We start from the raw sequence: 25415 nt of genomic DNA on the forward strand, positions 1-25415 counted from the left end.
TTTCTTTTGCTTACTTTTCTTTGCGCACTTCAAAGAAAAGTGAGTCGCCCGAGGGGGCGAAACCCGGAATATCTGAACACACCGAAGCGGCGTCCAGAACACCAAAAACACACAAACTTGCCAGTCCGGCATCAAACCAAACATTCCCCCTAAGCTGCAATCAACCCAAAATAATCCCTCACGCGGGGGTTGGCAGAATCTCGACTCGACGCTAGTCTTCGCCACGCGTGACGCCGGGCCCCTCTGGCGGTGAGCCTCTCACCGTGATGTCGGAGTCACTGAGTGAATTCTTTCAACTCAGGCAGACATAGGGAGGGCTCATGGACGCTCTACTTGCCTTTTTCACATCCCCCATCTTCGGTACACCTGGCTGGTTCTGGCTGGCCTTCCTGCTGCTGATCATTTTCCTGCTGGTGCTCGACCTCGGTGTGCTGCATCGCGATCAGCACGAGATCGAGATGCGCGAGAGCCTGCTGCTGTACTCGGGCTATTTCAGTGTCGGCGTCGCCTTCGGTGGCTGGATCTGGTGGCAGCTCGGCGCCACCAAGGCCATGGAGTACTACACCGGATTTCTGGTGGAACAATCGCTGTCGATGGACAACGTGTTCGTCATGGCGATGATCCTCGGCTATTTCAACATTCCGCGTAAGTACCAGCATCGCGTGCTGTTCTGGGGCATTCTCGGGGTGATCGTGCTGCGCGCCATCATGATCGGCCTGGGCACGGCTCTGGTGCAGCAGTTCGACTGGATTCTCTACCTGTTCGGAGCCTTCCTGCTGTTCAGCGGCATCAAGATGCTGCGCGGTGGCGACGAGGAAAGCCATCCGGATCTGGCGCAGAACCCGGTGATGCGCTTCGTGCGCAAGCACATCCGTGTCAGCGACGAGCTGCATGGCGGCCGCTTCCTGGTGCGCCTGCAGGATCGGGCCAGCGGCAAGGCGCTGCTGTATGCCACACCGCTGCTGTTGGCTCTGGTGCTGATCGAGCTGGCTGACCTGGTGTTCGCCGTGGACAGCGTGCCGGCGGTGCTGTCGATCTCGCAGGATCCGTTCATCGTCTACACCTCGAACATCTTCGCCATCCTCGGCCTGCGCGCGCTGTACTTCGCCCTGGCGGCGCTGATGCACCGTTTCGTCTACCTCAAGTACGCCCTGGCACTGGTGCTCATGTACATCGGCGGCAAGATCTTCCTTCATGACCTGATCAAGGTGCCTGCCCTGCTCTCCCTCGCTGTGACCCTGGGCCTGCTGGGCGGTGGCGTGCTGCTGTCCCTGCTCAAGACCCGCGACCAGGGGCAACCGTCGCAACACTGACCCATGAAAGTCCGAGGCCCGCAATCGCGGGCCTCGTACTGTTCAGCGGCTGGCTTTCATCATCTCGCGGGGCACGTACTTGCCGATCTCGTACTTGCCGATGGCCGCGCGGTGCACCTCGTCCGGGCCGTCGGCCAGGCGCAGGGTGCGCTGCATGGCGTACCAGTAGGCCAGCGGGAAGTCGTTGGAGACGCCGGCCCCGCCGTGCATCTGGATCGCCCGGTCGATCACCTTGAGCGCGACGTTGGGCGCCACCACCTTGATCTGGGCGATCTCGCTGGCGGCGATCTTGTTGCCTACGGTGTCCATCATGAACGCCGCATTGAGCGTCAGCAGGCGCGCCTGGTTGATCTCCATGCGCGAGTCGGCGATGTGGTCGATGTTGCCGCCCAGGCGTGCCAGCGGCTTGCCGAAGGCGGTACGGCTCACGGCGCGCTTGCACATCAGTTCCAGGGCGCGTTCGGCCATGCCGATCGAACGCATGCAGTGGTGGATACGGCCCGGGCCGAGGCGGCCCTGGGCGATCTCGAAGCCGCGCCCCTCGCCCAGCAGCACGTTGTCGTAAGGCACGCGCACGTTCTCGAACAGCACCTCGGCATGGCCATGCGGGGCGTCGTCGTAGCCGAACACCGGCAGCGGGCGCAGCACGGTCACACCTGGCGCGTCCATCGGCACCAGGATCATCGAATGCTGCTGATGACGGGGGGCATCCGGGTTGGTCAGGCCCATGAAGATCATCACCTTGCAGCGCGGGTCGCAGGCGCCCGACGTCCACCATTTGCGACCGTTGATCACCCACTCGTCACCCTCGCGACGGGCGTTGGCCTGCATGTTGGTGGCGTCAGAGGAGGCCACGCCCGGCTCGGTCATGGCGAAGGCGGAACGGATCGTGCCGTCGAGCAGCGGCTCCAGCCATTGCTGTTTCTGCGCCTCGTTGCCGTAGCGCACCAGCACCTCCATGTTGCCGGTATCCGGCGCGGCGCAGTTGAACGGCTCCGGGCCGATCAGCGAGCGGCCCATGATCTCCGCCAGCGGCGCGTATTCGGTGTTGCTCAGGCCGGCGCCGTAGTCCGATTCGGGCAGGAACAGGTTCCACAAACCCTCGGCCTTGGCCTTGGCCTTGAGCTCTTCCATGATCGCCGTAGGCTGCCAGCGATCCCCTTCAGCCACCTGCTGCTCGAACAGCGTCTCGGCCGGATAGACATGCGCCTCCATGAACGCCGTGACGCGCTCACGCAGTTCTTGAACCTTGGGGGAGTAAGCGAAATTCATGGCGATACCTTCCGAGAGAGCTGTAGGTGAAGTCGTGAAAATCATGCTAGAGCAGCATAGAAAATTTATCGAACCTATTTTCAGCGTGTATGAACATTCATAACCGATATATGATCGCCCCATAACAAGACCCTCTGGAGCGCTTTCGGCATGAACCTGACCAAGGTGGATCTCAACCTTTTCATCGTATTCGACGCGATTTATACCGAAGCCAATCTGACCCGAGCCGGGCAGATCGTCGGCATCACTCAGCCGGCCGTCTCCAACGCCCTCGCCCGCCTGCGCGAAACCTTCAACGATCCGCTGTTCGTGCGTACCGCCCAGGGCATGGTGCCCACCCCCATGGCGCAGAACATCATCGGCCCGGTGCGCAATGCCCTGCAGCTCTTGCGCGTATCGGTGCAGGAAAGTCGCACCTTCAACCCGCAGCAGGCCGGCAAGACCTACCGCATCAGCATGACCGACCTCTCCGAACAGATTCTCCTGCCGCCGCTGTTCCAGCGCCTGCGCCGCCTGGCGCCGAACGTCTGCATCGAGAGCTTTCTCGCCAAGCGCCGCGAAACCACCAAGGAGCTGGCCGCCGGGCGCCTGGATTTCGCCGTCGACGTGCCCCTCAACACCGACCCACAGGTGCGGCATGTCAAGCTGCTGGAAGATCGCTACGTCTGCGCCATGCGCCTCGGTCACCCGCTGGCCAAGGACAGGATCAGCCTCGACGAATATCTGTCGCTGCCCCATATCCACATCTCCAGCCGGCGCAGCGGCCTGGGTTACGTGGATCTGGCCCTGGGCAAGATGGGCATTCAGCGCCGCATAGCCTTGCGCTCCCAGCACTACCTGATGGCCAGTAGCGTGATGCAGCAGACCGACATGGTCATGACCGTGCCATCGCGCTTCGCCCGCCGTCACAACCTGCACCATGTCGAGCTGCCGGTGAATGATGTGCCCTCTCTGGAAACTCACCTCTATTGGCATGAAAGCACCGACCAGGATCCGGCCAACCGCTGGATGCGCGAGCAGATGATCGAACTGGCCCAGCACGTCACCGCCCAGGAGAAAAAGGCCGAACAGGCGTAGGGTGCGCTATGCGCACCGCACATCTACGCCCCCACCATCCCCTCCTGAACGCAAGAGGCCCGCACAGGGCGGGCCTCTTCGCAGCCGGAAGGAAAATCAGCGGGCCAGCTTGCCATCCAGCGACAGCTTGCCCGCTCCCTCGAACACCAGCGCAACGCTGATGGCCAGCAGCGCCAAGGCGAATTCGTAGCCGTTGTTGCTCATGAAGAAGCCATTGGCCAGGTGTACGCTGAAGATCGCCACCAGCATGGTCACACCCAACACCGCTGCCGCCGGGCGTACCAGCAGGCCGATGATCAGTGCCAGGCCACCGAAGAACTCGGCACTACCGGCCATCAGCGCCATCAGATAGCCCGGGGCCAGGCCGATGCTTTCCATCCACTGCGCTACGCCCGCCAGGCCGTAGCCGCCGAACCAGCCGAAGAGTTTCTGCGAGCCGTGAGCGGCGAAGATGAGGCCGGTGACGATGCGCAGCAAGGTGATGCCGAAGCCGGCCTGGGTCGCGGTGATGTTCTTGAGCAGTGCGTTCATTGCGGGAGTTCCTTGGTGAGTGGGGGTTGACGGCGCCTAGAATCATCCAAATCTATCGATAATAAAAACGCAGAATACCGCTAATAAACATCGATAAATTAGATTATTACTTGACCGTGACCCGCCGCCCCTGCGATTCCAACGAATAACGCTCCCGGTCATAGGCCAGGTAGTACTTGTTGACCGCATTGACGTAGCTCACCACGCCCATGCCCATCTGCTCCATGGCCACCCGCTCCACCTGAAAGAACCACTGGTTGGGGTTGAGGCCGCGCCGCCGCGCCTCGGCGCGCAGTCCCTGCACCCGTTGCGGGCCCAGGTTGTAGGCCGCCAGGACGAAGGCCATGCGTTCGCGCTCGTTGAGCTGAGCACTATTGAAGAAGTTACGCCGAATCTTCGCCAGGTACTTGCTGCTGGCCTGGACGTTGCCAGCAAGAGTCTGAATGTTGCTGACACCGACACTGCGCGCCGCTGCCGGGGTTATCTGCATCAGCCCCGTGGCGCCGCTGGCACCACGGGCCGCCGGGTTCAGGGTCGACTCCTTGAAGGCCAGCGCTGCCAGCATCAGCCAGTCGAGATCGTTCTGCTGGGCATGCTGCTGCAGCACCGGTCGCACTTTCTCCAGGCGCTGCCGCTCGGTACGACCGAACGGCGAATGCACCTTGTACAGACGACGATAGACGCGCTGGAAAGTGGCGTCCTGATCGGCCGGTGCCTTATAGCTGGCCAGGAAACGGTCGATGCTCGCCCGCAGCATGGGGGCATCCGGGCGCACGAACCACTTCATCTCACCATCGCGAGCAAACACCAGATGGCGGTCGACGCGCAGCTTGGGCATCACCTTGGCCCAACGTTCGGCAATCGGCAGCTCCACGGCGGTACGCTCGAAGATACCCGCCTGCACCATCTCCAGCACGTCCTCCACCGCCAGGCTGGGGTCGACCCACTCCACCACGATAGGCGGCAACTTGCGCTCGACCAGGCGCTGATTGATCTCGCGCAGCGACTCGCCCACGGCGCTACCGGCAGGCAACGACAGGCTGCGTCCGGCCAACTGCTCGAAGCTGAGGTAATGCCGGTTGCCCTGTTTGGATACCAGCACCAGCGGTACCTCGCGACGAATCGCCGTGCTGGCACTGACATCATGCCCGGTACGCACGTTGAGCAGCTCGCCGGGCGCGACCAGATCGCCTTCGCCTCGCTGCAAGGCGGCCAGGAGCTGATCCTTGGCCTTGGGTATCACCTTCAGGGTCAGGCTGCGGCCATCCCGCGCATTACGGTTGAGGTACTGCTCGAAAGCGCGCAGCCGATGGTACTCGACGCCAATGCTCTGCCCCTTGACCGAACCCGAGCTGTTGCGGCTCTGGTTGACCAGCACACGCAACTCGCCACTACTGCGAATCGCCGGCAGATCGCGACTCTGGCTAGGCTGACGACTGACCTCTGGCGGCCCGGCCAGGCGCGCGCTGGCGGGCAGCGGCAAGAGCGCCAGAAGGCAGAGGATCAGCAGCAGGCGCAATAGCGGTCTCCATGGGCACCGACGAAGGCTTCGTCGGCCAGCGAAAAGGTGGCGGAGGGTCGCACAGCTTGGGTGAACTGCGCCACCTCGAAGCTCTCTCCAACCTTAAAAACACGACACAAGTTCCTGTAAATGATGGCTTTTCTGACCGGCGGAGGAGATCTGTTATGCTCCGCCCAGGCAATGCTCAGGTGGCACCATGCAGCTCATCGATATCGGCGTCAATCTCACTCACCCCAGCCTGGCTCCGCAGGCCGAGGCCTTGTTGGAGCGCGCGCAGGCAGCCGGTGTCTGCCAGTGGGTGCTGACCGGCACCAGTGTCGCCGAAAGCGAAGCCAGCCTGGCGCTTTGCCGACAGTTGGACGCTGGCGGCCAGCGCCTGTTCAGCACCGCCGGGGTACACCCGCACGATGCCAGTAGCTGGAACGCCGCGACCGGCAATGCCCTGCAAGACCTGCTCGCCGAGCCGCAGGTACGCGCCGTCGGCGAGTGTGGCCTGGATTTCGACCGCGATTTCTCCCCCCGCCCCCAGCAGGAAAAAGCCCTGGAGGCGCAACTGGCACTGGCAGTGCAGTTGCGCAAGCCGGTGTTCCTGCACGAGCGTGCTGCCAGCCAGCGCCTACTGGAGATACTGCGCGACTTTCGCGATCACCTGCCGGCCGCCGTGGTGCATTGCTTCACCGGGGAACGCCAGGCGCTGTACGCCTACCTCGATCTCGACCTGCATATCGGCATCACCGGCTGGGTCTGTGACGAGCGGCGCGGCACGCACCTGCACCCGCTGCTCAAGGACATCCCCGGCGAGCGCCTGATGCTGGAAACCGATTCGCCCTTCCTGCTGCCCCGCACGCTGCGACCCAAACCCAAGAGCGGGCGCAACGAACCGGCCTTCCTCACCGAGGTGCTGCGCGAGGTCGCTCTGCACCGTCAGCAGAGCCAGGAAGCACTGGCCAAACAAACCAGTGCCACCGCTCGCGACTTCTTCGCATTACCGACCATACTTGAAGGTAGTGCATCCGACCTTTGATTGACGTCAAGCAGCCGACAGATGCCTGAGGCATACTGATGGCAAATAGCTAGGGTCTGTTGCCGTTTCGCGCACGGCCGCGACGGAGCCAGTTTTTGCGTGGGGCTAGGCGCGAGACGCGAAGTTTGGTCGCCCAAATGAGCCGCCGAGTAACGACGCACCACGCAAAAACTGGCCCGTCCCTGCGGGTTGCGCGGTAAATTGCGCCATGCGTCGTTGTGGGATTTGGCAAGGGAACGACCATTACCTGCATCCCACGCCTTGCCTGGCACAATTTGGCGCAGCAACGCGGCTCGCGTCGAAACGGCAACAGACCCTAATAATCATCGCAAGAAAATGGACTCTATGAGCATGGGCGCCTGGATCAGCAATCTTTCCCTCAAATACAAGTTCTGGGCGGTAAACGCCGTCGCCTTCGCCATCACCCTGATGCTGGTACTGTTCGCCTTGCATATCGAACGGTCGGCCCGCATCGACGACGCTCGCCAGGCTGCCAGCCAGCAGGCACGTCTGCTGCAGCAATGGCCACAGCAAAGCCCGCTGCCGCAACTGGCCGAACTGAAAATACTCGACCAGGCCGTTGGCCAAGCCGATACCAGTGGTTGGCAAGCGCTGCAGCATGATGCCTGGTTCGGCGACTCACCGAGCATTGGCGCGCAGCGCTTCAAGCTGGCCGACGGCCGCCAGGCGGCGTTGCAGGTCAAGGCGCCAAGCCTGCTGCAACTGTTCGCCGAGCACGCCGCCAGCTATGCACTGGCCGTCGCCCTGCTGATGCTCCTGCTGCTGGCAGCCTCGCAACTGCTGATCCGCTTTCTGCTCAGCCACCTCAACACGCTCAAGGACGTCATGCTGCAGGCCGAGCGCAGTGGCGACCTGTCCCTGCGTGTACCGCTCTCCAGCCGCGACGAAGTGGGCCAGATGGCCGCCGCCTTCAATGCCATGCAGGCCGGTTACCAGCGCGTGGTGGGCACCGTGGGCCAGGTGGCTGGCGAACTGGACAGCGGCACCAGCAACCTGGCCCGGCACATGGGCAGTGTGCGCCAGGGCATGCTCGCCCAGCAGAGCGAGACCGACCAGGCCGCCACCGCGATCAACGAGATGTCTGCCACGGTGCAGCACATCGCCGAACATGCCAGTACCACCCGTGACCAGTCGCTCAACGCCGATCAGCTCGCCCGTGCCGGCCAACAGGTGGTCGAGCGCGTCGAGCAATCCATCGACGCCCTGTCGCAAGGGGTACGCCAGAGCGCCGGCAGCATCGAGCGTCTGGCCGAGGACAGCCAGCGCATCAGCCAGGTGGTGGCGGTGATCCATGGCATCGCCGAGCAGACCAATCTGCTGGCACTGAATGCCGCCATCGAGGCGGCGCGGGCCGGCGAAATGGGTCGCGGCTTCGCCGTGGTGGCCGATGAGGTGCGTAATCTGGCCAAGCGCGTGCAAAGCTCCACCGATGAAATCACCCAGATGATCGGCAACCTGCAAGGCGGCACTCGCGATGCCGTGGAGTTCATGCGTGAGAGCTCGGAGAACGCCACCCATTGCGTGCAGCTTGCTCAGGAAGCGGGCGAGTCGCTGGCTGCGATCACCGCGGCCGTGGCGCTGATGCGCGAAAGCAATACGCAAATCGCCGTGGCGGCCAACCAGCAGAGCCAGGTGGCCGAGGAAATGAGCCGCTCGGTGGTGGGCATCCGCGACGTCACCGAGCAGACCGTGGGGCAGACCCTGGAGTCCGCCGCCACCAGCCAGCAATTGGCCGAACTGGCGGGCCAGCTCAGCCGCGCCATCGGTCAGCTCAAGCTGTGATCAGCCGAACACCGTGACCGTCTGCCGACTCAGTGCGATCAGCTCGCCGCTCGGGCTCCACAGCCCGGCTGCGACATGGCCGTAACCATCGCGCGCGTGCTCGATCTCGGCGTGGTACAGGCACCAGTGCTCGGTGCTCAGGTCATGCAGCGGCTGGACGAACTCGATGGTCCAGGTCAATGAACTACCCGGAGCCGGGCTCTTCAGATGCTGCAGCACGGCAGGTGGCCAGGCGTCGACTAGGGCCAGCAGGTGCGCCTCGGTAACCGCTTGCGCTTCGGTTTCGCCCTTCAGACGCACCCAACCACCCATCTGCCGTGAGGGGTTGTTGCTGAAGGGCATGCCGCCGATGCCCCAGCGCATGGCCAGGTAACGGGTGAATTCGGGGGTGACATTGCGGATGTAGGGCAGCTCCTGGCACTGCTCCACCGCCTTCATGCTCGGTGCCGGTAGCGGCGCCACATCGATGGCTGACTCTCTCGCCGCACCGAAGCTGCCCTGCACCAGAGTCACCACCTGACCCTCCTGGGTCGCGCGCAGGGCCATCTGGCTGACTGCCTTGCCCTCACGCAGCACCTCGGCCTCGAAGCATACCGGCACCTCAGGTGCCACCGGCCCGACGAAGGTGATCGCCAGGGAGCGTACAGGGCGTCCTGCCGGCACCTTGGCGCGCATCACCTCGTAAGCCAGCGCGGCGACCAGACCACCGAAACCGGCACGGCCCTGGGCCCAGGTAGCGGGAATCACCAACGCGTCAGGCTGGTTGCGCACTGCTTGCAGCAACTCGGAAAAGGTCATGAATACCTCGAATACGGGAAAGGCACTGATCTTAGGGCATGTGATGCCCTGGCCGGCAGGCCACATCGGCCAAACAGACGGCGAAAATATCACCGTCGCGCCCGGTGCGAACCCAGCCTAGGTTCGGCGCTCAGTCGACCTGGGCAAAATCCGCGCGCAATACCAGGAGGCTGTCGTCGGCTTGCTGCTCGGCGGCCTGCATGGCCGCTTGCCAGGCTGTCCGGTAAGGCGCGAGCGCAGGTTCCGTTTCCGCCAGGGCCAGCCATTGCAGGTTGTCGTGCCAGTCACCCAGAGCGCCCTGCGCGTGTTTCAAATGCACCCGTGCGCGGCGGCTTAGACCAGATTCCCGCGGGTAGGCCTCGGCGGCGTAGCGCACCCGCTTGATCAGCAGGCGCAGCCGATGACGGTCATGCGCCGGGTCGCGCAGGGCCAATGCCAGCCGCTGTTGCTGACGCTGCAAACGGCGCTGGATGCGTCGCTGCAGGTGATCCAGCTCGGCATTGGCCGCCGCCTGGCGCCAACGCTGTGGCCAGGCATCGAGCAACACCAGCAAATCCTCCAGCTCCCGGGCAAGGGCCACCTCGGCCCGGCGTGGCGCCAGCTCGCGGGCCATGGCATCGGCCTGGGCGTTCGCGCCGAGCTGGCGCAACTGCGCCTGCAGCACCTCGCGGTCACGCAATGGCCCGGTGAGGCGCCCCAAGGCGGCAGCGGCCTGTTCCAGGCTGTCCACCGTGGGCAGGCCACGCAAGGGCCTGAGCAGGCTGCGCATCCGCCGCAAGGTAACCCGCAGATCGTGCAGTGCCTCGTCGTCGGTGGCCTCTGTCAGGCGCGCGCGGCAGCCGTACAAACGCACCTGCAGTGCCAGCAGCTGCTCGACAGTGCTATCCACGAACGTACTCATCACCTCACCCCCTTTCTTCGGCTACTACGCGGCGGCGCCATGGCAAGGCCCGCCTCAGCTCACGCAAGGTCCGTCGCAGCACGGCAGCCGGTATGGCCTGGCCAGCATAGCGCTGGCGTTCGTATTGCTCGGCGAAAGAGCGAATCAACGCCGCCTGCTCGGGCAACGCGCGCTCGGCCCGCGCGGCATAGCTGCGCATGCCCTCGCCCGCGGCCGGCACCACCCCATGGCGCGCCAGCATACGCTGGAAGCGACGCCAGAGCTGGCGCTGCGGATCCTCCCGGCGCTGCCAGGGCTTCAGCAGCCAGAGTGCCAGCATCCCCACCAGCAAGGCTCCGCTACCGACCAGCGCCAGTGCCAGGCGCTGCCAATCCAGGCTGCCGAACCAGCGCTGCAGCACCTGCACCTGCTGCTCGCCCTGGTAGCCCAGCACCCAACGCTGCCAGCCATAGTTGAGGCTATCCCATTGCAGGCGCAACTGATTGAGCCAGGTCAGGTTGCGATAGCGCAATGGTGAGAAGGGTTGATCCTCGAGAAAGGCTTCGTCCTCTCCCAGGGCCTCGGCGAGCCCCTGTTCGACCCGCTCCGGCGCCACCTGGAAGGTTGGATCGACACTGCGCCAGCCCTGCCCTGGCTGCCAGTACTCGACCCAGGCGTGGGCGTCGAGCTGACGCACCAGCAGGTAATTGCCTCCGGGGTTCAGCTCACCGCCCTGATAACCGGCCACCACCCTTGCGGGAATACCCGCAGCACGCAGCACGAAGGTCATGGCCCCGGCATAGTGCGCGCAGAAGCCGGCACGAGTGTCGAAGAGGAAGGCGTCGATGGCGTTCTGGCCCAGAGGTTGTGGGCGCAGGGTGTAGTGATAGGGCTGGCGGTTGAAATGCTGCAACAGGGCCGCGACCAGCGCATCGTCCTGCGGATACTGGCGCCTGAGCTGCGCGGCCCATTCACGGCTGCGCGGTTCCCCCTCTGACGGCAGTTGCAGGTCGCGCCGCAACAGTTGCGGATCGGCCTGCGCCTCGCGCAGCGCCTGTGGCCAGGAGCGCGCCTGATAGAGCAAGGGACGATCCACCGGGCTGCGCCGCTGCCAGCGAAAATCGCTCATCATGCGGCTGTCTTGCAGATTGATCTGGGCCACGTCCAGGCTGAACAGCCAGGGCCTGTTGCTCGGCTGCATGACGATACTGTACTGAACCGCCTCACCACGGGCCTGCCACTGCGGGGCACGGGGGATGGCCGCCTGGCCGGACTGCGACCAGCGCCGACCGTCAAAATGCTCCAGGGTCAGGGCCCGCCAGTAGAGCTCGCTGCGTGGCGGCATGGGGCCGTCGAAGCTGGCGCGAAAGGCCAGCGCCGGGGAGCGGCTGAGCTCGGCAATATCCCCTGGGGTCATGCTCTCGGCCAGCCCGGTGATGCCCTTGTCGTTGGGCATTGGCAGTGACCACAGGGGCCCCAGACGCGGGAAGAACAGGAACAACAGCAGCATCAGAGGCACCGCCTGCAGCATCAGGCTGGCCGCCAGGCGCAGGGTGGCCCAGGGGCGCCGGGCAAAGGCGCTCTGCTTCAGGCCAAGCAGCGCCGCCAGCAGTGCCAGAACCGGCAGCAGGCTGTACAGGGCCGCGACAATGCCGTCCTCGAACAGGTAGGAGGTCACCACGCAGAAGAAACCGAGGAAGATCAGCACCAGGGCATCGCGCCGGCTGCGCATCTCCACCAGCTTGAGGATGAAGGTGCAGATCAGCAGCACCGTGGCCGCTTCCATGCCCACCAGCGTGCCCCGCGAGGCGAAGATGCCGCCGATCACCGCGGCCAGCAACAGGCCCTTGGCCAGGTTGCCGGGGTGACGCAGGCGCATGCGGAAGATCTGCACGCGCCAGAATGCCGCGACCAGCCACAGCCCCGCCACCCACAGCGGCAGATGCAGCAAGTGCGGGGCGATCACCAGCACCTGCGCCACCAGCAGCCAGGTCAGGGCGATACGCGGAATCAGCGGCTGGCTCATCGCTCGCCCCCGAACAGAGCCAGGGCACGCAGACAACGTTCACGGTGCGCGTCGCCCTGTCCGACTTCGATCACCTGCCCTGGCAGGTGCAGGCCGAATGGCTGCTGCCGAGCACTGAGCTGCAGCACCCAGTGGCAGAGCAGCGACAGGCGCGTTTCCAGGTCGCCGCCCAGGCTGTCGAAGTCCAGCCACGGCTCTCGTCCGCTGAGCGCGGCGAACTCCTTGACCTGCAAGCCATGGCCTCGGGAATAGGCCTTCCACGCCAGACGGCGCTTGGAGTCGCCCGGCTGATAGCCGCGCAGCCCCTGGAAGTCGTCGGCACCCTGACCACGTACCTGCTGCCCGTCCTCTTCCTCTTCGGCCAGCCCTGCGGCCAGCGGCAGCTCACCTTCCAGCGGGCGCGGGTAGACCAGCACCGGCTGATCCAGGTCGACCCAGCTCCAGGCCACCAGCAGCCCCAGCGGAAAGCGACTTTCCACACGCAAACGCGGCGGTCGCAACCAGCCGCGCCGCTCGGTGGCGAGGCTCAGCTCCAGCTCCACCTGCCCCAGCGCCGGCACGTCGGCCAGTTGCAAGGCGGTTGGCGGCCAGCCCAGGGCCACGGCCTGGTACTCCCGACCCTGGCTATGCAGGCGCAGGCGAAATGCGGCCTGCTCACCGACGAATGCCGCCGCCGCGCCACCGGCTCTGAGCTCCAGGCCAGCCAGATTGCGATAGGTATGCAGGATGGCGACGACGAATACCGCCGCCAAAAGGAAGGTCAGGCCATAGGCCAGGCTGTTCTGGTAATTGATCGCCACCAGCAACATCAGCAGCAGCACCAGGGCGAAAACGCCACCCACCGCGCTGGGCAGGATGAAGATACGCCGCTGATCGAGGCGCACGCTGGCGGCCGGCGGAATGCGCCGAGCCAGCCAGCGTGACCATTGCGGCTTGAGCAGGCGGCGCATCAGAGCGCAGGCACTTCACGCAGCAGCCATTGCACCAGACCGCCGCCGCCATGCCCGGTCGGGTCGGCGCGCTCGCGCAGGCGGTGCCCGGCCACGGCCGGCAATACCGCCTGCACGTCTTCGGGGATCACGTAATCACGCTCGGCCAGCAACGCCCAGGCCCGTGCTGCCGCGAGCAAGGCCAGGCTGGCACGCGGCGACAGGCCCCAGGCGAACTGCGGCTGGCTGCGCGTTGCCTCGACCAGGCGCAACACGTAATCCACCAGGGCGTCGCTGGCGCGCACCTTGGGCACCTCGGCCTGCAGGCGGGCCAATTTGGCATGGTCGAGAACGGGCTCGAGGCGCGGCAGCAGATCGCGCCGCGCGTCGCCCAGCAGCAGTGCACGCTCGGCAGCCTGCGCCGGGTAGCCCAGCGACAAACGCATGAGAAAGCGATCGAGCTGCGACTCTGGCAGGGCGAAGGTGCCGCCACTGCTCACCGGGTTCTGCGTGGCGATGACGAAGAACGGCTCGGGCAAGGGCCGGGTGGCGCCTTCGATGGTCACCTGGCCCTCCTCCATGGCCTCGAGCAGGGCGCTCTGGCTCTTCGGCGTGGCGCGATTGATCTCATCGGCCAACACCAGCTCGGCGAAGATCGGCCCGGGGTGAAAGACGAACTGCCCGTTCTCCTTGTCGAACACCGAGGTGCCGAGGATATCGCCGGGCAACAGGTCGGAGGTGAACTGGATACGCTGAAAGCTCAACCCCAGCACGCGCGCCAGGGCGTGGCTGAGGGTGGTTTTGCCCATCCCGGGCAGATCCTCGATCAGCAGGTGGCCTCGGGCCAGGAGGCAGGCCAGGGCCAGGCGCACCTGCCCTTCCTTGCCCAGCAGCACCTGATTCACCGCATCGAGACAGGCATCCAGTTTACTTCGCATCATCGGCTCCTCGCGTCCAGGCTGCCGATGCTACTGGGCTACTCAGAGCGGGCAAAGCGCCATGTAACCTTTGCTCACGAAACTGTGAAAACCCAGGCAAAAGCTGCTGACCAGATTGCGCCGCTGACGAACCGGCGCAGCGCTGCTCAGCTCAGGCGAAAATGTCCGGCCATACCCTGCAGCTCGCGGCCCAGCTCGGCCAATTGCGTACTGGCCGCTGCGGTTTCGTCCATGGCCAGGGCCGACTGGTCGGCAATGTCGCGAATCGAGGTGACGCTGCGGTTGATTTCCTCGGCTACCGCCGTCTGCTCTTCGGCGGCGGCAGCAATCTGCTGGTTCATATCGAAGATCTGCGCCACCGCCTCGGAGATAGCGGCCAATGCGCCTTCGGTCTGGTTGGCATCGCTCACCGCCTGGGTCACCAGGCTGGCGCTCTGCTGCATGTCCTGCACGGCACGCTGGGTGCCCTCGCGCAGCGTGGCGATCAGCGTCTCGATTTCGGCGGTGGATTGCTGGGTACGCCGGGCCAGGGCGCGCACCTCATCGGCGACCACAGCGAAGCCACGGCCTTGCTCGCCCGCCCGTGCCGCTTCGATGGCCGCATTGAGTGCCAGCAGGTTGGTCTGCTCGGCCACGCTCTTGATCACGTCGAGCACCGCATCGATGCGTTGTGCGTCCTGGCTCAGGCGCTCGATGCTGGCTGTCGTGGCGTCCATGGCATTGGCCAGTTGATCGACACGTTGCAGTGTCTGCCCGACCACCTGGCTGCCCGTGCCGACGCGCTCCTCGGCATTGCGCGTGGCCACGGCCGCCACCTCGGCATTGCGCGCCACCTCATGCACCGTGGCCGCCATCTGACTCATGGCAGTCGCCACCTGGTCGGTTTCCGCCTTCTGCCCGTTGACGCCCAGGCGCGTCTGCTCGGTGACACCGGAAAGCGCCTGGGCCGCCGCAGAAATCCGCTCCACACCACCCTGCAGGCGCCCCACCATGTCGCGCAGATTGACAGCCATGCGCTGCATCGCGGCGAGCAATTGGCCCACCTCGTCATCGCGCGATACATCCAGCTGCACGCTCAGATCGCCAGCGGCAATGCGCTCGGCCTGGGTGATCACCTGGCGCAGCGGGCGCACGATCAGCTTGCTGATCAAAAGCGCGGCACACAGCCCCAGCAGCAGGGCCAAAGCCGCCACCAGGATGATCAAGCCACTGCTGGTACGCTGTTCGCCGTGCATCACCTCGCGCTGCAGGCTCTGCACGCGATCGAGCTGGGTGAGCATGGCCTCGGCGGTGCTCACCAACTGCTGATAGACCTTTTTCTGCTGCTGCAGCAGGGTGGAATATTCCTTGAGGCGCTCGGTGAAGGAATCGACGTTGACCACCACATCGGCCAACACCGCTGCATAGCCGGGATCCTCCAGAGCATCGCGCAGGCTGGCCGCGAGTTGTTGCGCCTCGACGGCCTCGGCAATCTGCTCGTCAGCGGCCTCGCCATCGCGACGACTGGCCTCCAGACGTTTGCGCGCCTCGCCCATGGCCTGCAGCAGCAATTGATGGATCTTGCCCACCTGCACGGCCTGCTGCACCGAAAGACCACCTTGCTGCCCCTGGCTCGACTTGAGCAGATCGACGCCATCCTCGGTCATGCCCTCCTGCAGCAGATCCAGGCTGTTGGCGGCGCTGACCACCAGCCAGTCGGCAGCATCCAGCGCGAGCTGCATGCCATCGGTCTGCTCCACGTAATGCTGAAAGGCGGTGCGGTACTGGTCGAGCAGCGGCTCGAGCTGCGTCAAAGCCTCGGCGCTGTCGCTCCCCAGTTCGCTGCGCAACGCCTGGCTGTTCTGCAGGATGCTCTCGACCTGCTGCTGCAGGCGCTCGGCCTGCGCCTTGTCGCCGTTCAGGGCGAAGCCCTGCTCCGTGGTGCGCATGCGCAACACCTGATCGCCCACGGCAGCCATGCGTTCCAGGCGCTCGGCCCCAGCATTGACTTCCCGCAGGGCCAACAAGCCGGTCAGCGCCACCAGCACAGTGAGTGCCAGCACCAGAGAGAATCCCAGCATCAGTTTGGTGACCGTACTAAGACTGGCCAAACGACCACTCAACGACCTTGCCATCGACCACTCCCCAGAACGAACGTCTAAACGTTGACAGTAGGAGTGTAGACCTGCAAGCGACAAGCCAGCCGGCAGACGATTGGCCTGAACAGCTAAGAGAATGTCGCTTTTGTGCTATCAGGGCACCTCTAAAAACGTAGGCGAGGCAGGCAGCGCAAGGCAAAAACAGGCGAAAAAGCGCAGTTTACGCGCTGTAAGTGAGCATTATGAGCCTGTTTTTAACGCCGCGATGGCAACGCAGGTAGTTTTTAGAGGTGCCCCTCAGGGGCGCTGCAGGTGGAACAGCTCGCTTGTACGGCAATAAGCACTGCCACCCAGGCGCCCCACCACGTCGAGCCGCAGTGGGTCGATACGCCCCTGCTCGTTGAGCACGGCGTCGTCGATATGTGCCAACAGCACTTCGGCAAAGATCAGGTGGCAGTTCGGGCGCTCGGGCGGATAGGGCTGGATCTGCGCCACACGGCACTCGAAAGTCACCGCGGCTCCCGCGACGCGCGGCACGTCGATACGCTCGCAAGGCTGGCTGGCGATGGCGCCATGGGTGAACTCGCTGACCTGCGGCGGCAGAACCGCGGCGCTGGCATTCATCGCTTCGGCCTGCGCGAAGCTGACCAGTTGAATCGCCAGTTCACCGCTGGCCTGGGCATTGCGCAGGCTGTCCTTGAGGCTGCCATCGTCACGGGTGTTGACGTTGACCAGCACGGTGGGCGGGTTGTCGCTGATGATCTGGAAGAAGCTGAACGGCGCCAGGTTGGCCACCCCGTCCGGCGAGCGCGTGGAGACCCAGGCGATGGGTCTGGGCGTGATGCTGGAGGCCAGCCAGCGGTATGCCTCCAGCGGGCTGAGCGCGGCGAAATCGAGCTGCATCAGCGGCCCGCCCGCGATTCACGGATATAGAAGCGTGCGCGCTCGGCCTTGCTGACGCAGCCCTCGTAGGCCTCGAACTGCTGCTGAGTCTTGGCCGCAGTCAGCAACGACAGCGCCTTGGAGTAACTCACCGTACCGGCGAAGCCTTCGGCCTCGGCGATGCTCAGTTCCTTCCAGGCGGCATCCAGTTGGTTGGCACAGGTATCCCGGTAGACGGTCTTGCCGGCACAGCCGCTCAGCGCGACCGCCAGCAGCGGCAAACAGATCCAGTGTTTCATCGACCACACTCCTCGAACGGATATGACTACGGACTTGGCCCAGCCTATGACGCTGCAGCACAACGAAAGTGCCCGGCTCACTCGCCGTTTCGCTCACGCAAGTATTGCACCACGGCTTGCTGCTCACCGGCGAATTCGATACGCCCTGCCTTGCTCTCGCGCTGGAACACGTACATGGGATCGTAATACTCCACCAACAAGGCTTCGATCCAGCCACGGTGCGTGTCCACCTGGCCATCGGCTTCCTGCTCGGCCAAGGCCTGATCCATGATCGCGGCGAGGCGCTGGTAACGCTCGCCGCCCAGGCGCCGAGTGATGTTGGCCAGGCTTTCGCGCAGGCGCGCGGCGTAGGCGGCGAACCCCGTCTCTGCGCCCTGTTGCGCGACGAACTCCGCGCACAGCTCCACCACATAGGCCTGGAGGATACGCTCGATGCGATTCTGCAGACTGTCTTCCAGCCACACCAGTGGGTAATGCTGCATGCCCTGGTGCAGCGGCAATGGCAGGGAGCAACGACCGATCAGACGCGCCTCGTCCTCCAGCACGAACTGCTGCTGGCCGGCAGCACGACGCTTGAGCAGGTCGATGGCCAGGGCGTTCTCGAAATCGATCTGCGCCGGTTGGGCGCTGGCGCGCTTGCCGAAGCTGGAGCCACGGTGGTTGGCATGGCCTTCCAGATCCACGGCATTGGCCAGTTGTGCGATCACCTCGGTCTTGCCGGTGCCGGTCATGCCGCCGACCAGCACGAACCTGCACTCCTGCAGCGCCTGTTCGGTGGTATGCAGGAGGAAGCTGCGCAGCGCCTTGTAGCCGCCGACCACGCGCGGGTAGTCGATGCCGGCCTCGCTCTTGAGCCACTGCTGGACGATCTGCGAGCGCAGACCACCGCGGAAGCAGTACAGATAACCCTCGGGATTGGCCTTGGCGAACCTTGCCCAGGCCTCGATACGCTCGGCCTTGGTGCGCCCGCTGACTAGTTGATGGCCCAGTTCGATGGCCGCCTGCTGGCCCTGCTGCTTGTAGCAGGTGCCCACCTTCTGTCGTTCGATATCGGTCATCAGCGGCAGGTTGAGCGCGCCTGGAAAGGCCCCCTTGACGAACTCCACGGGAGCACGGGTATCCATCAGCGGTCGGTCATGCAGGAAGAGTTCGCGGTAGTCGGTGCAATCGTCGCGCATCAGTACACCTCGACCGCGTGACGCTGTCGCTCCACCAGCTCGCCGATGGGCGACAGCTCCAGGCCCAGCTCGGTGGCCGTGGCGAGAAACTCGGCCTCGCCCTCCGGCGCCACCGCGATCAGCAGACCACCGCTGGTCTGCGGATCACACAGCAGCAGTTTGACCAGCTCGGGCAGCGGTGCGATGCGCTCGCCGTAGCTGTCGAAGTTGCGCAGCGTGCCGCCCGGGATGCAGCCCTGCTCCAGGTAATGCTCCACGCCGGCCAGGCGCGGCACGCGAGCGAACTCGATGCGGGCGCTGAGGCCGCTGCCATCGGCCATTTCCACCAGATGGCCGAGCAGGCCGAAGCCGGTCACATCGGTCATGGCGCAAACCCCATCGAGCTTGCCGAAGCGGCTGCCGGGCTTGTTCAGGGTGCACATCCAGTCACGCGCCAGGCCGATGTCCTCGCCACGCAGTTTGGCCTTCTTCTCGGCGGTGGTGAGAATGCCGATGCCCAGCGGCTTGGTCAGGTACAGCTTGCAGCCAACCCGCGCCGTGTCGTTGCGTTTGAGGTGGCGTTTTTCCACCAGGCCGGTCACCGCCAGACCGAAGATCGGCTCCGGCGCATCGATGGAATGACCGCCAGCCAGGGGAATGCCGGCTTCGTCGCACACCGCGCGGCCGCCACGGATCACCTCACGTGCCACTTCCGGAGCGAGCACGTTGACCGGCCAGCCAAGGATGGCAATGGCCATCAGCGGGTCGCCGCCCATGGCGTAGATATCGCTGATGGCGTTGGTGGCGGCGATGCGGCCGAAATCGAAAGGGTCGTCGACGATGGGCATGAAGAAGTCGGTGGTCGAAACCACCCCGCGCTGCTCGTCGATGGCGTAGACCGCCGCGTCGTCACGGGAGGCATTGCCGACCCACAGGCGCGGGTCGAGATGCTGTGCGCCGCTGCCGGCCAGGATCACTTCCAGCACCTTGGGGGAAATCTTGCAGCCGCATCCGGCACCATGGCTGTATTGGGTCAAACGGATCGGCTCGCTCATTGCATGCTCCGGCAGGGACGACTTGGCGGCGAATTCTAGCAAAAGGTGCCTTGGCGCCGCACACGGCGAAGGGTAAGGTCGGGGCTGAATTCGGGGGAAACGGTGATGAGCAAGAGAGTCGCACTGGTACTGGGCTCCGGTGGTGCGCGTGGCTACGCACACATCGGCGTGATCGACGAACTACAGGCACGCGGCTATGAGATCGGCTGCATCGCGGGTTGTTCCATGGGGGCGGTGGTCGGTGGCATCTTCGCCGCCGGCAAGCTCGACCAGTACCGCCAATGGATCGAAAGCCTGGATTATCTCGACGTGCTGCGCCTGCTCGATGTCAGCTTCCGCCTCGGTGCGATTCGCGGCGAACGGGTGTTCGGGCGCATCCACGAGATCGTCGGCGACATCGATATCGAACAGCTATCGATCCCCTTCACCGCCGTGGCCACCGACCTCACCAACCAGCAGGAAATCTGGTTCCAGGAAGGCTGCCTGCATCAGGCCATGCGCGCCTCGGCCGCCATCCCCAGCCTGTTCACCCCGGTGATCCAGGGCAAGCGCGTGCTGGTCGATGGCGGTCTGCTCAACCCGCTGCCCATCGTGCCGGTGGTGTCCAGCCATTGCGACTTGATCGTGGCGGTCAACCTCAACGCCACCAACCAGTTGCGCTACAGCCTGCCGGTAATCGAGCGCCCGCCGGCACTCAAGGGGCGTATCGACCAGTTGATGGCCTCGCTCGGCGCCCGCCTGCCCAGCTTCAAGCGCAAGGACGACGACAGCCTGCTGCTGGCCGAAGAACAGCGCCAGGCCAGCGCCGCCAGCGTGCCGGCAGCCCCCAGCCAGGCCGAGGACAGCCCCGCGCCCAAGTCCGCCAGCGGCTCGCGCATCGCCGAGCTCAGCGGCCCGGCATCGTTGCTCGAACTGATCAACCAGAGCGTGGAGGTGATGCAGACCTCGCTGGCGCAATACAAGATCGCCGGTTACCCGCCGGACGTCCTGATCAACGTGCCCAAGCGTGTCTGTCGCTTCTTCGAGTTCTACAAGGCGCCGGAGCTGATCATGCTCGGCCGTCAGATCGCCCGCGACACCCTGGACAAATACGAACATGATCACGGCTGATCAGCCGCGCGCTTCCTCGCTGCTGGGCAACGCCTTTTCCGCCATGGCCTGGCTGGCTGGCGTCTTGTCTGCCACCCAGTCGCTGAGCAGGCTGTAGGCCACCGCCAGCAGGGTCGGGCCAAGGAACAGACCCATGAAGCCGAAGGCCAGGATGCCACCGAACACGCCGAGCAACACCACCACCAAGGGCAGGTTGCCGCCACGGCTGATCAGATAGGGCTTGAGGATGTTGTCCACGCCGCTGATCACGAAGAACCCCCAGATGCCGAGAAAGATCGCCATGCCGATCTCGCCCTGCCATACCAGCCAGGCCACGGCCGGCCCCCAGATCAGCGGCGGCACCATGATCAGGCTGCAGCCGAAGGTCAGCAGCCCCAGCAACAGCGCCCCCGGCACGCCAGCGATGAGAAAGCCGACATAGGCCAGCAGTGCCTGCGCTGCGGCCGTACCTATCACCCCGTTGACCACCCGCTGCACCGTACCGGCCACCAGCTCCAGATAATGGTCGGCGCGATCGGCGATCAAGCGCTCCAGCAGGCTGTGCACGAACACCGCCAGGCGCGGGCCATCCCGGTAGAAGAAGAACACCAGCACCAGGCTCAGGGCCAGTTCGAGCATGCCCCCGCCGATTCGCGCGCTGCGCGCCAGCAACCAGTTGCCAACCTGCCCCAGATAGGGGCGCAAGGTGTCGAGGAAGGCCACGCCCTGCTGATCGATGGTGCGCCACAGCTCCGCCAGGCTCTGCCCCACCAGCGGCAGGCCATCCAACCAGGTGGGCGGCGGCGGCAGGCCGTCGACCTGCAGATCCTTGATCAGGGCATTGGCATCCTTGATGTGGTCGGCCAGGTTGAACCCCAGCAACACCAGCGGCACCGCCACCAGCAACACCCAGCAGCCGGTGAGAATGCCGGCGGCCAGGGACAGACGCCCACCCAGCAGCAGGCTCAAACGACGCATCAGCGGCCAACTGGCGAATGCCAGCAGCGCGGCCCAGAACAGCGCCGACCAGAATGGCGCGAGCACCCAGAGGCTGGCGGCCAGCAGGCCGAGCAACAGTATCTGCACCAGCAGCCGATCATTGGTGGCCATGGCGGCGAACTCCTTGAATGTTCACGTCAATGACAGAGCGCCCGACATGGGCGCTCTGGATGGAACCTGGGAAACGAACCTGGCGATACTAGCAGGCCATTGAAAAACGTAGGCGAGGCAGGCAAGACAAGGCAAAAATGGCCGAAGAAAGCACTGGGCCCGCATTCGGGTTTACGTGCTGTAAACGAGCACTCTGAGGCTATTTTTAACGCAGTATTGCCAACGCAGGTAGTTTTTCAACAGCCTGCTAGCGCAATAGCCTGACCTGCAATATACCTTCCTGAGGCTCGCCCAGTTCCAGGCGAGCTTCACGCACGCGCTGCGCGATCAGTGCCTCACGCCAGACCTCTGCCTGGGCACCGCTGAGACTGACGCGCAAGGTGCTGTCGAGGTTGAGGCTACGCGCCAGTAGCTGGCTCCACTCGGCATCGGGCGTGGCATCTTCGGACAGGCTCAACACGCCTTCACTGCGTAGCTGGCGCAGCAAGGTGGCGGGCGTCGGCAGCAGTCGACCCAGAGCGCTTTTTGCGTCGAACTGCTCGGCATGCAGGTAGGCGCGGCGATTGCCGCGGGTGATGCTGTACAGCGCCACCAGGCTGTCATGCCGAGGCTCGGTCAGGCGCAACAGGGCATAGGCCTGCTGGTTGTCAGAGCCATACAGCGTGGCATCGCCGAACACTGCGTTGGCCCACAGGCTGCTCGACCCGCATTCGCGCCCCTGACACCAGTACAGCAGCTCGGCACCATCTGCCAGCAGCGTGTTGCGGGCTTCGTCGAAAACCTGGTCAGCCGTGTGGGTGCTCGGCACTCGGTAGGTCACGGCTTGTAACCGCCCTTCGCCCTGCACTTCGCGCTCGTAGCGCAAACGGCCACTGATACGGCGCACGGCGCCTTGCGGGTAGATCCGCTCCACGTCCGGGCTGCTCTGATAGGCGACGATCTGGCTCGCCGGAAAGCGTGGCAACACCTCGAGATCCTGGCTACCAGGCACGTCCGCCGCCCAGATCGGAGCACAGCACAATGCGGCCGCCAGGGCGGCAAACCAACCTAGCGGCCTGCTCATCGCACCCACTGCGACGAGGCGACGAAGGAAGGGGATGCCGCAACCCGGCGCTGTGCGCGGCAGATGAAAGAAGTGAATGGGACGATCATGCAATTCTCCATGGCAGACCGCCACACCTTTCCCCAAGGGGCGCCATCAAGTCAAGGCGAGGCCAGGAATGGATTGAAACAATCCGCTACACGCTGGGCCCCGGCCTCATCGTTCAGGTGCAGATGATGCCCCCCAGGCAGGCGATGGATCTCGAACGGCAGGCTGGCCAGCAAGGGCTCCAGTTGCGGCTGCGCCAGCACCATGCCCTGCTCGGCCAGCACCAGGCTCACCGGACACTGCAGCGCACGCACGAAGGCCTCGGCATGGGCGCGGCTCAGGCGCAGCGGCGAAGGCAGGGTCAGGCGCGCATCGCTGCGCCAGGTATAGCCACCCGGCACCGGCATCAGCCCGCGCCGGGCGAGCAGTTCGGCGGCGGCGTAACTGACCGCACCGATGCCGGTCATACGCGCCTTCACCGCACGTTCCAGGTCGGCATAGACCGGTTTGCGCTTGCCTTCCAGGGCCAGCTTGGCGCGCAAGGCATCACCCAGCTTGGCCGGCGCTTCATCCGCCTCGCTGGTATAGGGCAGCAAGCCGTCGATCAGCGCCAGGCGCTCGACACGCTCGGGCGTGGCAGCGGCCAGCAGCACCGCGGTGATGGCGCCCATGGAATGACCGAGAATGGAGAAGCGCTGCCAGCCGAACTGCTCGGCGACCATCAACACGTCATGGGCATTGGCCCAGAGTGCGTAATCCGAGCCCGGCGGGCGATGATCGGAATGGCCGTGCCCGGCGAAATCCAGGGCGACGATGCGCAGCCCATGCAGGCGCGGCGCCAGGTGCGCGAAGGTGGCGGCGTTGTCCAGCCAACCGTGCAGGGCGATCACCGGCCTGCCATCCTCCGGGCCATACAGATGGGCGGCCAGCTCGATGTGCGGCAGGCTCAGACGCACTTCCTCGAATGCCAGGCTCATGCGCACACCTCCTCGGCAGCGCTCCAGCGCGCGAACAACTGGCGCAGCAGCGCTGCGGTGTCCTGCGGGCGCTCCAGAGGGAACATGTGCCCACCCGGAAGCTGGTGGTATTCGGCGCGTGGCATGCGCCGTACCGCGCGGGTATGGTGCGGCAACACCACACGGCTATGCCGCCCCCGCACCATGGCCAACGGCACGGCCAGCTGGCGCGGCTTGCCCGGCGCGATATGCGGCACGCTGCGGTAGATGCTGATTTCCGTCGCCGCGTCGAAACGCAGGCGCAGGCCCTGCTCCACTGGCTGCAAGCCATGCTCGACATAGGCATCAAGGCACTCGGGGTCGAAACGTCTGAACAAGGTCTTGCCGGCGAAATAGCTACGCGCCTCGGCCAGGTCGGCGAACGCCTCGCGCCGGCCCAGGGTTCGCCCTGCCGGGGTGATGCGATCGATGAAGCCGAAGCGCTTGGCCGCACGGATCATCATGCGATCGGCCAGGGTCAGTATCGGCGAGTCGAGCATCACCACGCCGCGGTACAACTCCGGGAAGCGCAGTGCGGCATGGTAATGCAGCACGCCACCGAGCGAATGGCCGACGCCCCAGACCTGCTCGCCGCCCTGGCGCAGATGGTGGATCAGCTCCTCCACCAGATTGCTCCAGTTGTCATCCACCGGAAACGCCGGGTCGTGGCCATGCTGCTGGAGATGCAGCACCCGGTAGTCCGGCGCCAGCGCGGCGAACAGCTTGCCGTAGGTGGCAGATGGAAAGCCGTTGGCGTGAGCGAAGAAGATCGGCTGCGACATGCGCGATTCCTGCAAGAGAACATGCAGCAATTCTCCAGCAGCCCTGCCGGGCCGGCAATGAGCGTAAGCGCCATGGATGACGGCGCAATGGCCAGGCCTATGACAGCAGATGTCCGACGATGCTCACGGCCACCAGTAGAAACACCAGACCACAAACGAAATCGACGGTCGGCGCCACCTGCAGCAGCCGCTGACGCATCGCCGGGCGACTCAGGGTCAGGCCCAGCAGGCTGAACCAGAACAGGCTGAGGCCGAACAGCAACGCGGCGCAGGCCATCTTGCCCGGCAGCGACATGTCCGCCGGTACCAGGCTGCTGAGCAGCGCCAGGAAGAACACCAGCGCCTTGGGGTTGCCCAGGTTGGTCAGCACTCCGCGCAACCAGGGGCCGAATGCCGAAGGCGCCAATTCGCCATCCAGGCGCCGACTGCTCGTGCCGCCGCGCCACCAGGCCTGTACCGCACCGATACCCAGCCAGCCCAGGTAGAGCGCACCGCCGACCTGTACCAACTCGAACAGCCAATGAGTGCGGCTGAGCAGCAATGCCACGCCGCTGAGCACCAGGGTGCCATGCAGAAGAATGCCGCAGGCCAGCCCCAAGGCACTGAGCAGACCGGCCCGGCGGCCCTGATGCAAGGCCGTACGCACCACCAGCGCCACATCGGGGCCTGGGCTGATGAGAGCCAGCGCGAACACGGCAGCCAGCGACAGCAAGACGGATGTCTCCTGCATGGGAATCTCCAGGTGATAGTTTGCGAAACGGTGGG

At 64.9% G+C, this 25415-nt stretch carries 23 protein-coding genes and 1 pseudogene; 5 read left to right on the plus strand and 19 right to left on the minus strand.

Annotation, left to right across the window (positions count from 1 at the left end; translation table 11 throughout):
* The first annotated feature begins 320 nt into the window (after nt 1–320).
* A complete protein-coding gene (locus ACSVIK_RS03115) occupies nt 321–1313 on the plus strand; it encodes a TerC family protein (protein WP_442442922.1) in 993 nt (330 codons plus the stop codon).
* 42 nt (nt 1314–1355) lie between these two features.
* Here the strand turns inward: ACSVIK_RS03115 and ACSVIK_RS03120 are convergent, their stop codons facing one another.
* Nucleotides 1356–2585 carry an acyl-CoA dehydrogenase gene (locus ACSVIK_RS03120; RefSeq protein WP_442442923.1) on the minus strand — a complete coding sequence of 410 codons (1230 nt, stop codon included), beginning with the start codon at nt 2583–2585 and terminating at the stop codon, nt 1356–1358.
* 150 nt (nt 2586–2735) lie between these two features.
* Between ACSVIK_RS03120 and ACSVIK_RS03125 the strand changes: the two genes are divergently transcribed.
* Nucleotides 2736–3662 (plus strand): LysR family transcriptional regulator, encoded by a 927-nt coding sequence (locus tag ACSVIK_RS03125; RefSeq protein ID WP_442442924.1) that lies wholly within the window; start codon nt 2736–2738, stop codon nt 3660–3662.
* A gap of 96 nt (nt 3663–3758) precedes the next feature.
* Here the strand turns inward: ACSVIK_RS03125 and ACSVIK_RS03130 are convergent, their stop codons facing one another.
* Both ACSVIK_RS03130 and ACSVIK_RS03135 read right to left on the minus strand, forming a co-directional pair.
* Nucleotides 3759–4193 carry a DoxX family protein gene (locus tag ACSVIK_RS03130; RefSeq protein ID WP_268177674.1) on the minus strand — a complete coding sequence of 145 codons (435 nt, stop codon included), beginning with the start codon at nt 4191–4193 and terminating at the stop codon, nt 3759–3761.
* 106 nt (nt 4194–4299) lie between these two features.
* Nucleotides 4300–5712 (minus strand): transglycosylase SLT domain-containing protein, encoded by a 1413-nt coding sequence (locus ACSVIK_RS03135; protein WP_442442925.1) that lies wholly within the window; start codon nt 5710–5712, stop codon nt 4300–4302.
* A 199-nt stretch (nt 5713–5911) separates the two neighbouring features.
* On the opposite strand from ACSVIK_RS03135, the gene ACSVIK_RS03140 reads away from it, so the two are divergent.
* Nucleotides 5912–6739, plus strand: coding sequence for a TatD family hydrolase (locus tag ACSVIK_RS03140; RefSeq protein WP_442442926.1), 828 nt, complete (start codon nt 5912–5914; stop codon nt 6737–6739).
* Between the two features lie 351 nt (nt 6740–7090).
* Entirely contained in the window at nt 7091–8542 is a 1452-nt protein-coding gene (locus tag ACSVIK_RS03145) for a methyl-accepting chemotaxis protein (RefSeq protein WP_442442927.1), read from the plus strand.
* On the opposite strand, the gene ACSVIK_RS03150 is transcribed toward ACSVIK_RS03145, so the two are convergent.
* From ACSVIK_RS03150 to selD, 11 genes and pseudogenes are all read right to left on the minus strand, one after another.
* On the minus strand, nt 8543–9340 hold the full coding sequence (locus ACSVIK_RS03150; RefSeq protein WP_442442928.1) for an acyl-CoA thioesterase: 798 nt from the start codon (nt 9338–9340) through the stop codon (nt 8543–8545).
* 130 nt (nt 9341–9470) lie between these two features.
* A complete protein-coding gene (locus tag ACSVIK_RS03155; RefSeq protein WP_442442929.1) occupies nt 9471–10241 on the minus strand; it encodes a CHAD domain-containing protein in 771 nt (256 codons plus the stop codon).
* Between the two features lie 4 nt (nt 10242–10245).
* Nucleotides 10246–12246 carry a transglutaminase TgpA family protein gene (locus ACSVIK_RS03160; RefSeq protein WP_442442930.1) on the minus strand — a complete coding sequence of 667 codons (2001 nt, stop codon included), beginning with the start codon at nt 12244–12246 and terminating at the stop codon, nt 10246–10248.
* Nucleotides 12243–13196, minus strand: coding sequence for a DUF58 domain-containing protein (locus ACSVIK_RS03165; protein ID WP_442442931.1), 954 nt, complete (start codon nt 13194–13196; stop codon nt 12243–12245). Before ACSVIK_RS03165 ends, ACSVIK_RS03160 begins: the two co-directional genes overlap by 4 nt.
* On the minus strand, nt 13196–14113 hold the full coding sequence (locus ACSVIK_RS03170; protein WP_442442932.1) for an AAA family ATPase: 918 nt from the start codon (nt 14111–14113) through the stop codon (nt 13196–13198). The genes ACSVIK_RS03165 and ACSVIK_RS03170 overlap by 1 nt, the downstream gene beginning before the upstream one ends.
* A gap of 146 nt (nt 14114–14259) precedes the next feature.
* Complete coding sequence (locus ACSVIK_RS03175) at nt 14260–15135, minus strand: methyl-accepting chemotaxis protein (protein WP_442443140.1); 876 nt, start codon at nt 15133–15135, stop codon at nt 14260–14262.
* Nucleotides 15118–16227, minus strand: a pseudogene (locus ACSVIK_RS03180) (HAMP domain-containing protein); the annotation flags it as partial. The gene ACSVIK_RS03175 and the pseudogene ACSVIK_RS03180, both read right to left, overlap by 18 nt.
* A gap of 261 nt (nt 16228–16488) precedes the next feature.
* Entirely contained in the window at nt 16489–17094 is a 606-nt protein-coding gene (locus tag ACSVIK_RS03185; RefSeq protein WP_442442933.1) for a flavin reductase family protein, read from the minus strand.
* Nucleotides 17094–17372 carry a hypothetical protein gene (locus tag ACSVIK_RS03190; protein WP_268177685.1) on the minus strand — a complete coding sequence of 93 codons (279 nt, stop codon included), beginning with the start codon at nt 17370–17372 and terminating at the stop codon, nt 17094–17096. The genes ACSVIK_RS03185 and ACSVIK_RS03190 overlap by 1 nt, the downstream gene beginning before the upstream one ends.
* Nucleotides 17373–17449: 77 nt before the next feature.
* Nucleotides 17450–18550 carry a tRNA 2-selenouridine(34) synthase MnmH gene (gene mnmH, locus ACSVIK_RS03195; protein WP_442442934.1) on the minus strand — a complete coding sequence of 367 codons (1101 nt, stop codon included), beginning with the start codon at nt 18548–18550 and terminating at the stop codon, nt 17450–17452.
* A complete protein-coding gene (gene selD, locus ACSVIK_RS03200) occupies nt 18550–19584 on the minus strand; it encodes a selenide, water dikinase SelD (protein ID WP_442442935.1) in 1035 nt (344 codons plus the stop codon). Before selD ends, mnmH begins: the two co-directional genes overlap by 1 nt.
* Before the next feature lie 105 nt (nt 19585–19689).
* Between selD and ACSVIK_RS03205 the strand changes: the two genes are divergently transcribed.
* Nucleotides 19690–20694 carry a patatin-like phospholipase family protein gene (locus tag ACSVIK_RS03205; RefSeq protein WP_442442936.1) on the plus strand — a complete coding sequence of 335 codons (1005 nt, stop codon included), beginning with the start codon at nt 19690–19692 and terminating at the stop codon, nt 20692–20694.
* Here ACSVIK_RS03205 and ACSVIK_RS03210 read toward each other — a convergent pair whose 3' ends face one another.
* The 5 genes from ACSVIK_RS03210 to ACSVIK_RS03230 form a co-directional block, all read right to left on the minus strand.
* Nucleotides 20695–21783, minus strand: coding sequence for an AI-2E family transporter (locus ACSVIK_RS03210; RefSeq protein ID WP_442442937.1), 1089 nt, complete (start codon nt 21781–21783; stop codon nt 20695–20697).
* A gap of 247 nt (nt 21784–22030) precedes the next feature.
* Nucleotides 22031–22846 carry a DUF4892 domain-containing protein gene (locus tag ACSVIK_RS03215; RefSeq protein WP_442442938.1) on the minus strand — a complete coding sequence of 272 codons (816 nt, stop codon included), beginning with the start codon at nt 22844–22846 and terminating at the stop codon, nt 22031–22033.
* A gap of 140 nt (nt 22847–22986) precedes the next feature.
* On the minus strand, nt 22987–23850 hold the full coding sequence (locus ACSVIK_RS03220) for an alpha/beta fold hydrolase (protein ID WP_442442939.1): 864 nt from the start codon (nt 23848–23850) through the stop codon (nt 22987–22989).
* Nucleotides 23847–24650 carry an alpha/beta fold hydrolase gene (locus ACSVIK_RS03225; protein WP_442442940.1) on the minus strand — a complete coding sequence of 268 codons (804 nt, stop codon included), beginning with the start codon at nt 24648–24650 and terminating at the stop codon, nt 23847–23849. Before ACSVIK_RS03225 ends, ACSVIK_RS03220 begins: the two co-directional genes overlap by 4 nt.
* A gap of 97 nt (nt 24651–24747) precedes the next feature.
* Complete coding sequence (locus ACSVIK_RS03230; RefSeq protein WP_442442941.1) at nt 24748–25380, minus strand: LysE family translocator; 633 nt, start codon at nt 25378–25380, stop codon at nt 24748–24750.
* Nucleotides 25381–25415 lie beyond the last annotated feature (35 nt).

The sequence above is a fragment of the Pseudomonas sp. NCHU5216 genome, from assembly GCF_052156495.1.
Lineage (GTDB): Bacteria > Pseudomonadota > Gammaproteobacteria > Pseudomonadales > Pseudomonadaceae > Aquipseudomonas.

Coding starts and splice junctions, on each gene's coding strand:
- ACSVIK_RS03165 (WP_442442931.1), bottom strand. CDS start 13,196: ATGCGCCGCCTGCTCAAGCCGCAATGGTCACGCTGGCTGGCTCGGCGC.
- ACSVIK_RS03160 (WP_442442930.1), bottom strand. CDS start 12,246: ATGAGCCAGCCGCTGATTCCGCGTATCGCCCTGACCTGGCTGCTGGTG.
- ACSVIK_RS03145 (WP_442442927.1), top strand. CDS start 7,091: ATGGGCGCCTGGATCAGCAATCTTTCCCTCAAATACAAGTTCTGGGCG.
- ACSVIK_RS03215 (WP_442442938.1), bottom strand. CDS start 22,846: ATGAGCAGGCCGCTAGGTTGGTTTGCCGCCCTGGCGGCCGCATTGTGC.
- ACSVIK_RS03140 (WP_442442926.1), top strand. CDS start 5,912: ATGCAGCTCATCGATATCGGCGTCAATCTCACTCACCCCAGCCTGGCT.
- ACSVIK_RS03205 (WP_442442936.1), top strand. CDS start 19,690: ATGAGCAAGAGAGTCGCACTGGTACTGGGCTCCGGTGGTGCGCGTGGC.
- ACSVIK_RS03130 (WP_268177674.1), bottom strand. CDS start 4,193: ATGAACGCACTGCTCAAGAACATCACCGCGACCCAGGCCGGCTTCGGC.
- selD (WP_442442935.1), bottom strand. CDS start 19,584: ATGAGCGAGCCGATCCGTTTGACCCAATACAGCCATGGTGCCGGATGC.
- ACSVIK_RS03115 (WP_442442922.1), top strand. CDS start 321: ATGGACGCTCTACTTGCCTTTTTCACATCCCCCATCTTCGGTACACCT.
- ACSVIK_RS03190 (WP_268177685.1), bottom strand. CDS start 17,372: ATGAAACACTGGATCTGTTTGCCGCTGCTGGCGGTCGCGCTGAGCGGC.
- ACSVIK_RS03185 (WP_442442933.1), bottom strand. CDS start 17,094: ATGCAGCTCGATTTCGCCGCGCTCAGCCCGCTGGAGGCATACCGCTGG.
- ACSVIK_RS03225 (WP_442442940.1), bottom strand. CDS start 24,650: ATGTCGCAGCCGATCTTCTTCGCTCACGCCAACGGCTTTCCATCTGCC.
- ACSVIK_RS03230 (WP_442442941.1), bottom strand. CDS start 25,380: ATGCAGGAGACATCCGTCTTGCTGTCGCTGGCTGCCGTGTTCGCGCTG.
- ACSVIK_RS03220 (WP_442442939.1), bottom strand. CDS start 23,850: ATGAGCCTGGCATTCGAGGAAGTGCGTCTGAGCCTGCCGCACATCGAG.
- ACSVIK_RS03155 (WP_442442929.1), bottom strand. CDS start 10,241: ATGAGTACGTTCGTGGATAGCACTGTCGAGCAGCTGCTGGCACTGCAG.
- ACSVIK_RS03175 (WP_442443140.1), bottom strand. CDS start 15,135: ATGCAGCGCATGGCTGTCAATCTGCGCGACATGGTGGGGCGCCTGCAG.
- ACSVIK_RS03120 (WP_442442923.1), bottom strand. CDS start 2,585: ATGAATTTCGCTTACTCCCCCAAGGTTCAAGAACTGCGTGAGCGCGTC.
- ACSVIK_RS03170 (WP_442442932.1), bottom strand. CDS start 14,113: ATGCGAAGTAAACTGGATGCCTGTCTCGATGCGGTGAATCAGGTGCTG.
- ACSVIK_RS03210 (WP_442442937.1), bottom strand. CDS start 21,783: ATGGCCACCAATGATCGGCTGCTGGTGCAGATACTGTTGCTCGGCCTG.
- ACSVIK_RS03125 (WP_442442924.1), top strand. CDS start 2,736: ATGAACCTGACCAAGGTGGATCTCAACCTTTTCATCGTATTCGACGCG.
- mnmH (WP_442442934.1), bottom strand. CDS start 18,550: ATGCGCGACGATTGCACCGACTACCGCGAACTCTTCCTGCATGACCGA.
- ACSVIK_RS03150 (WP_442442928.1), bottom strand. CDS start 9,340: ATGACCTTTTCCGAGTTGCTGCAAGCAGTGCGCAACCAGCCTGACGCG.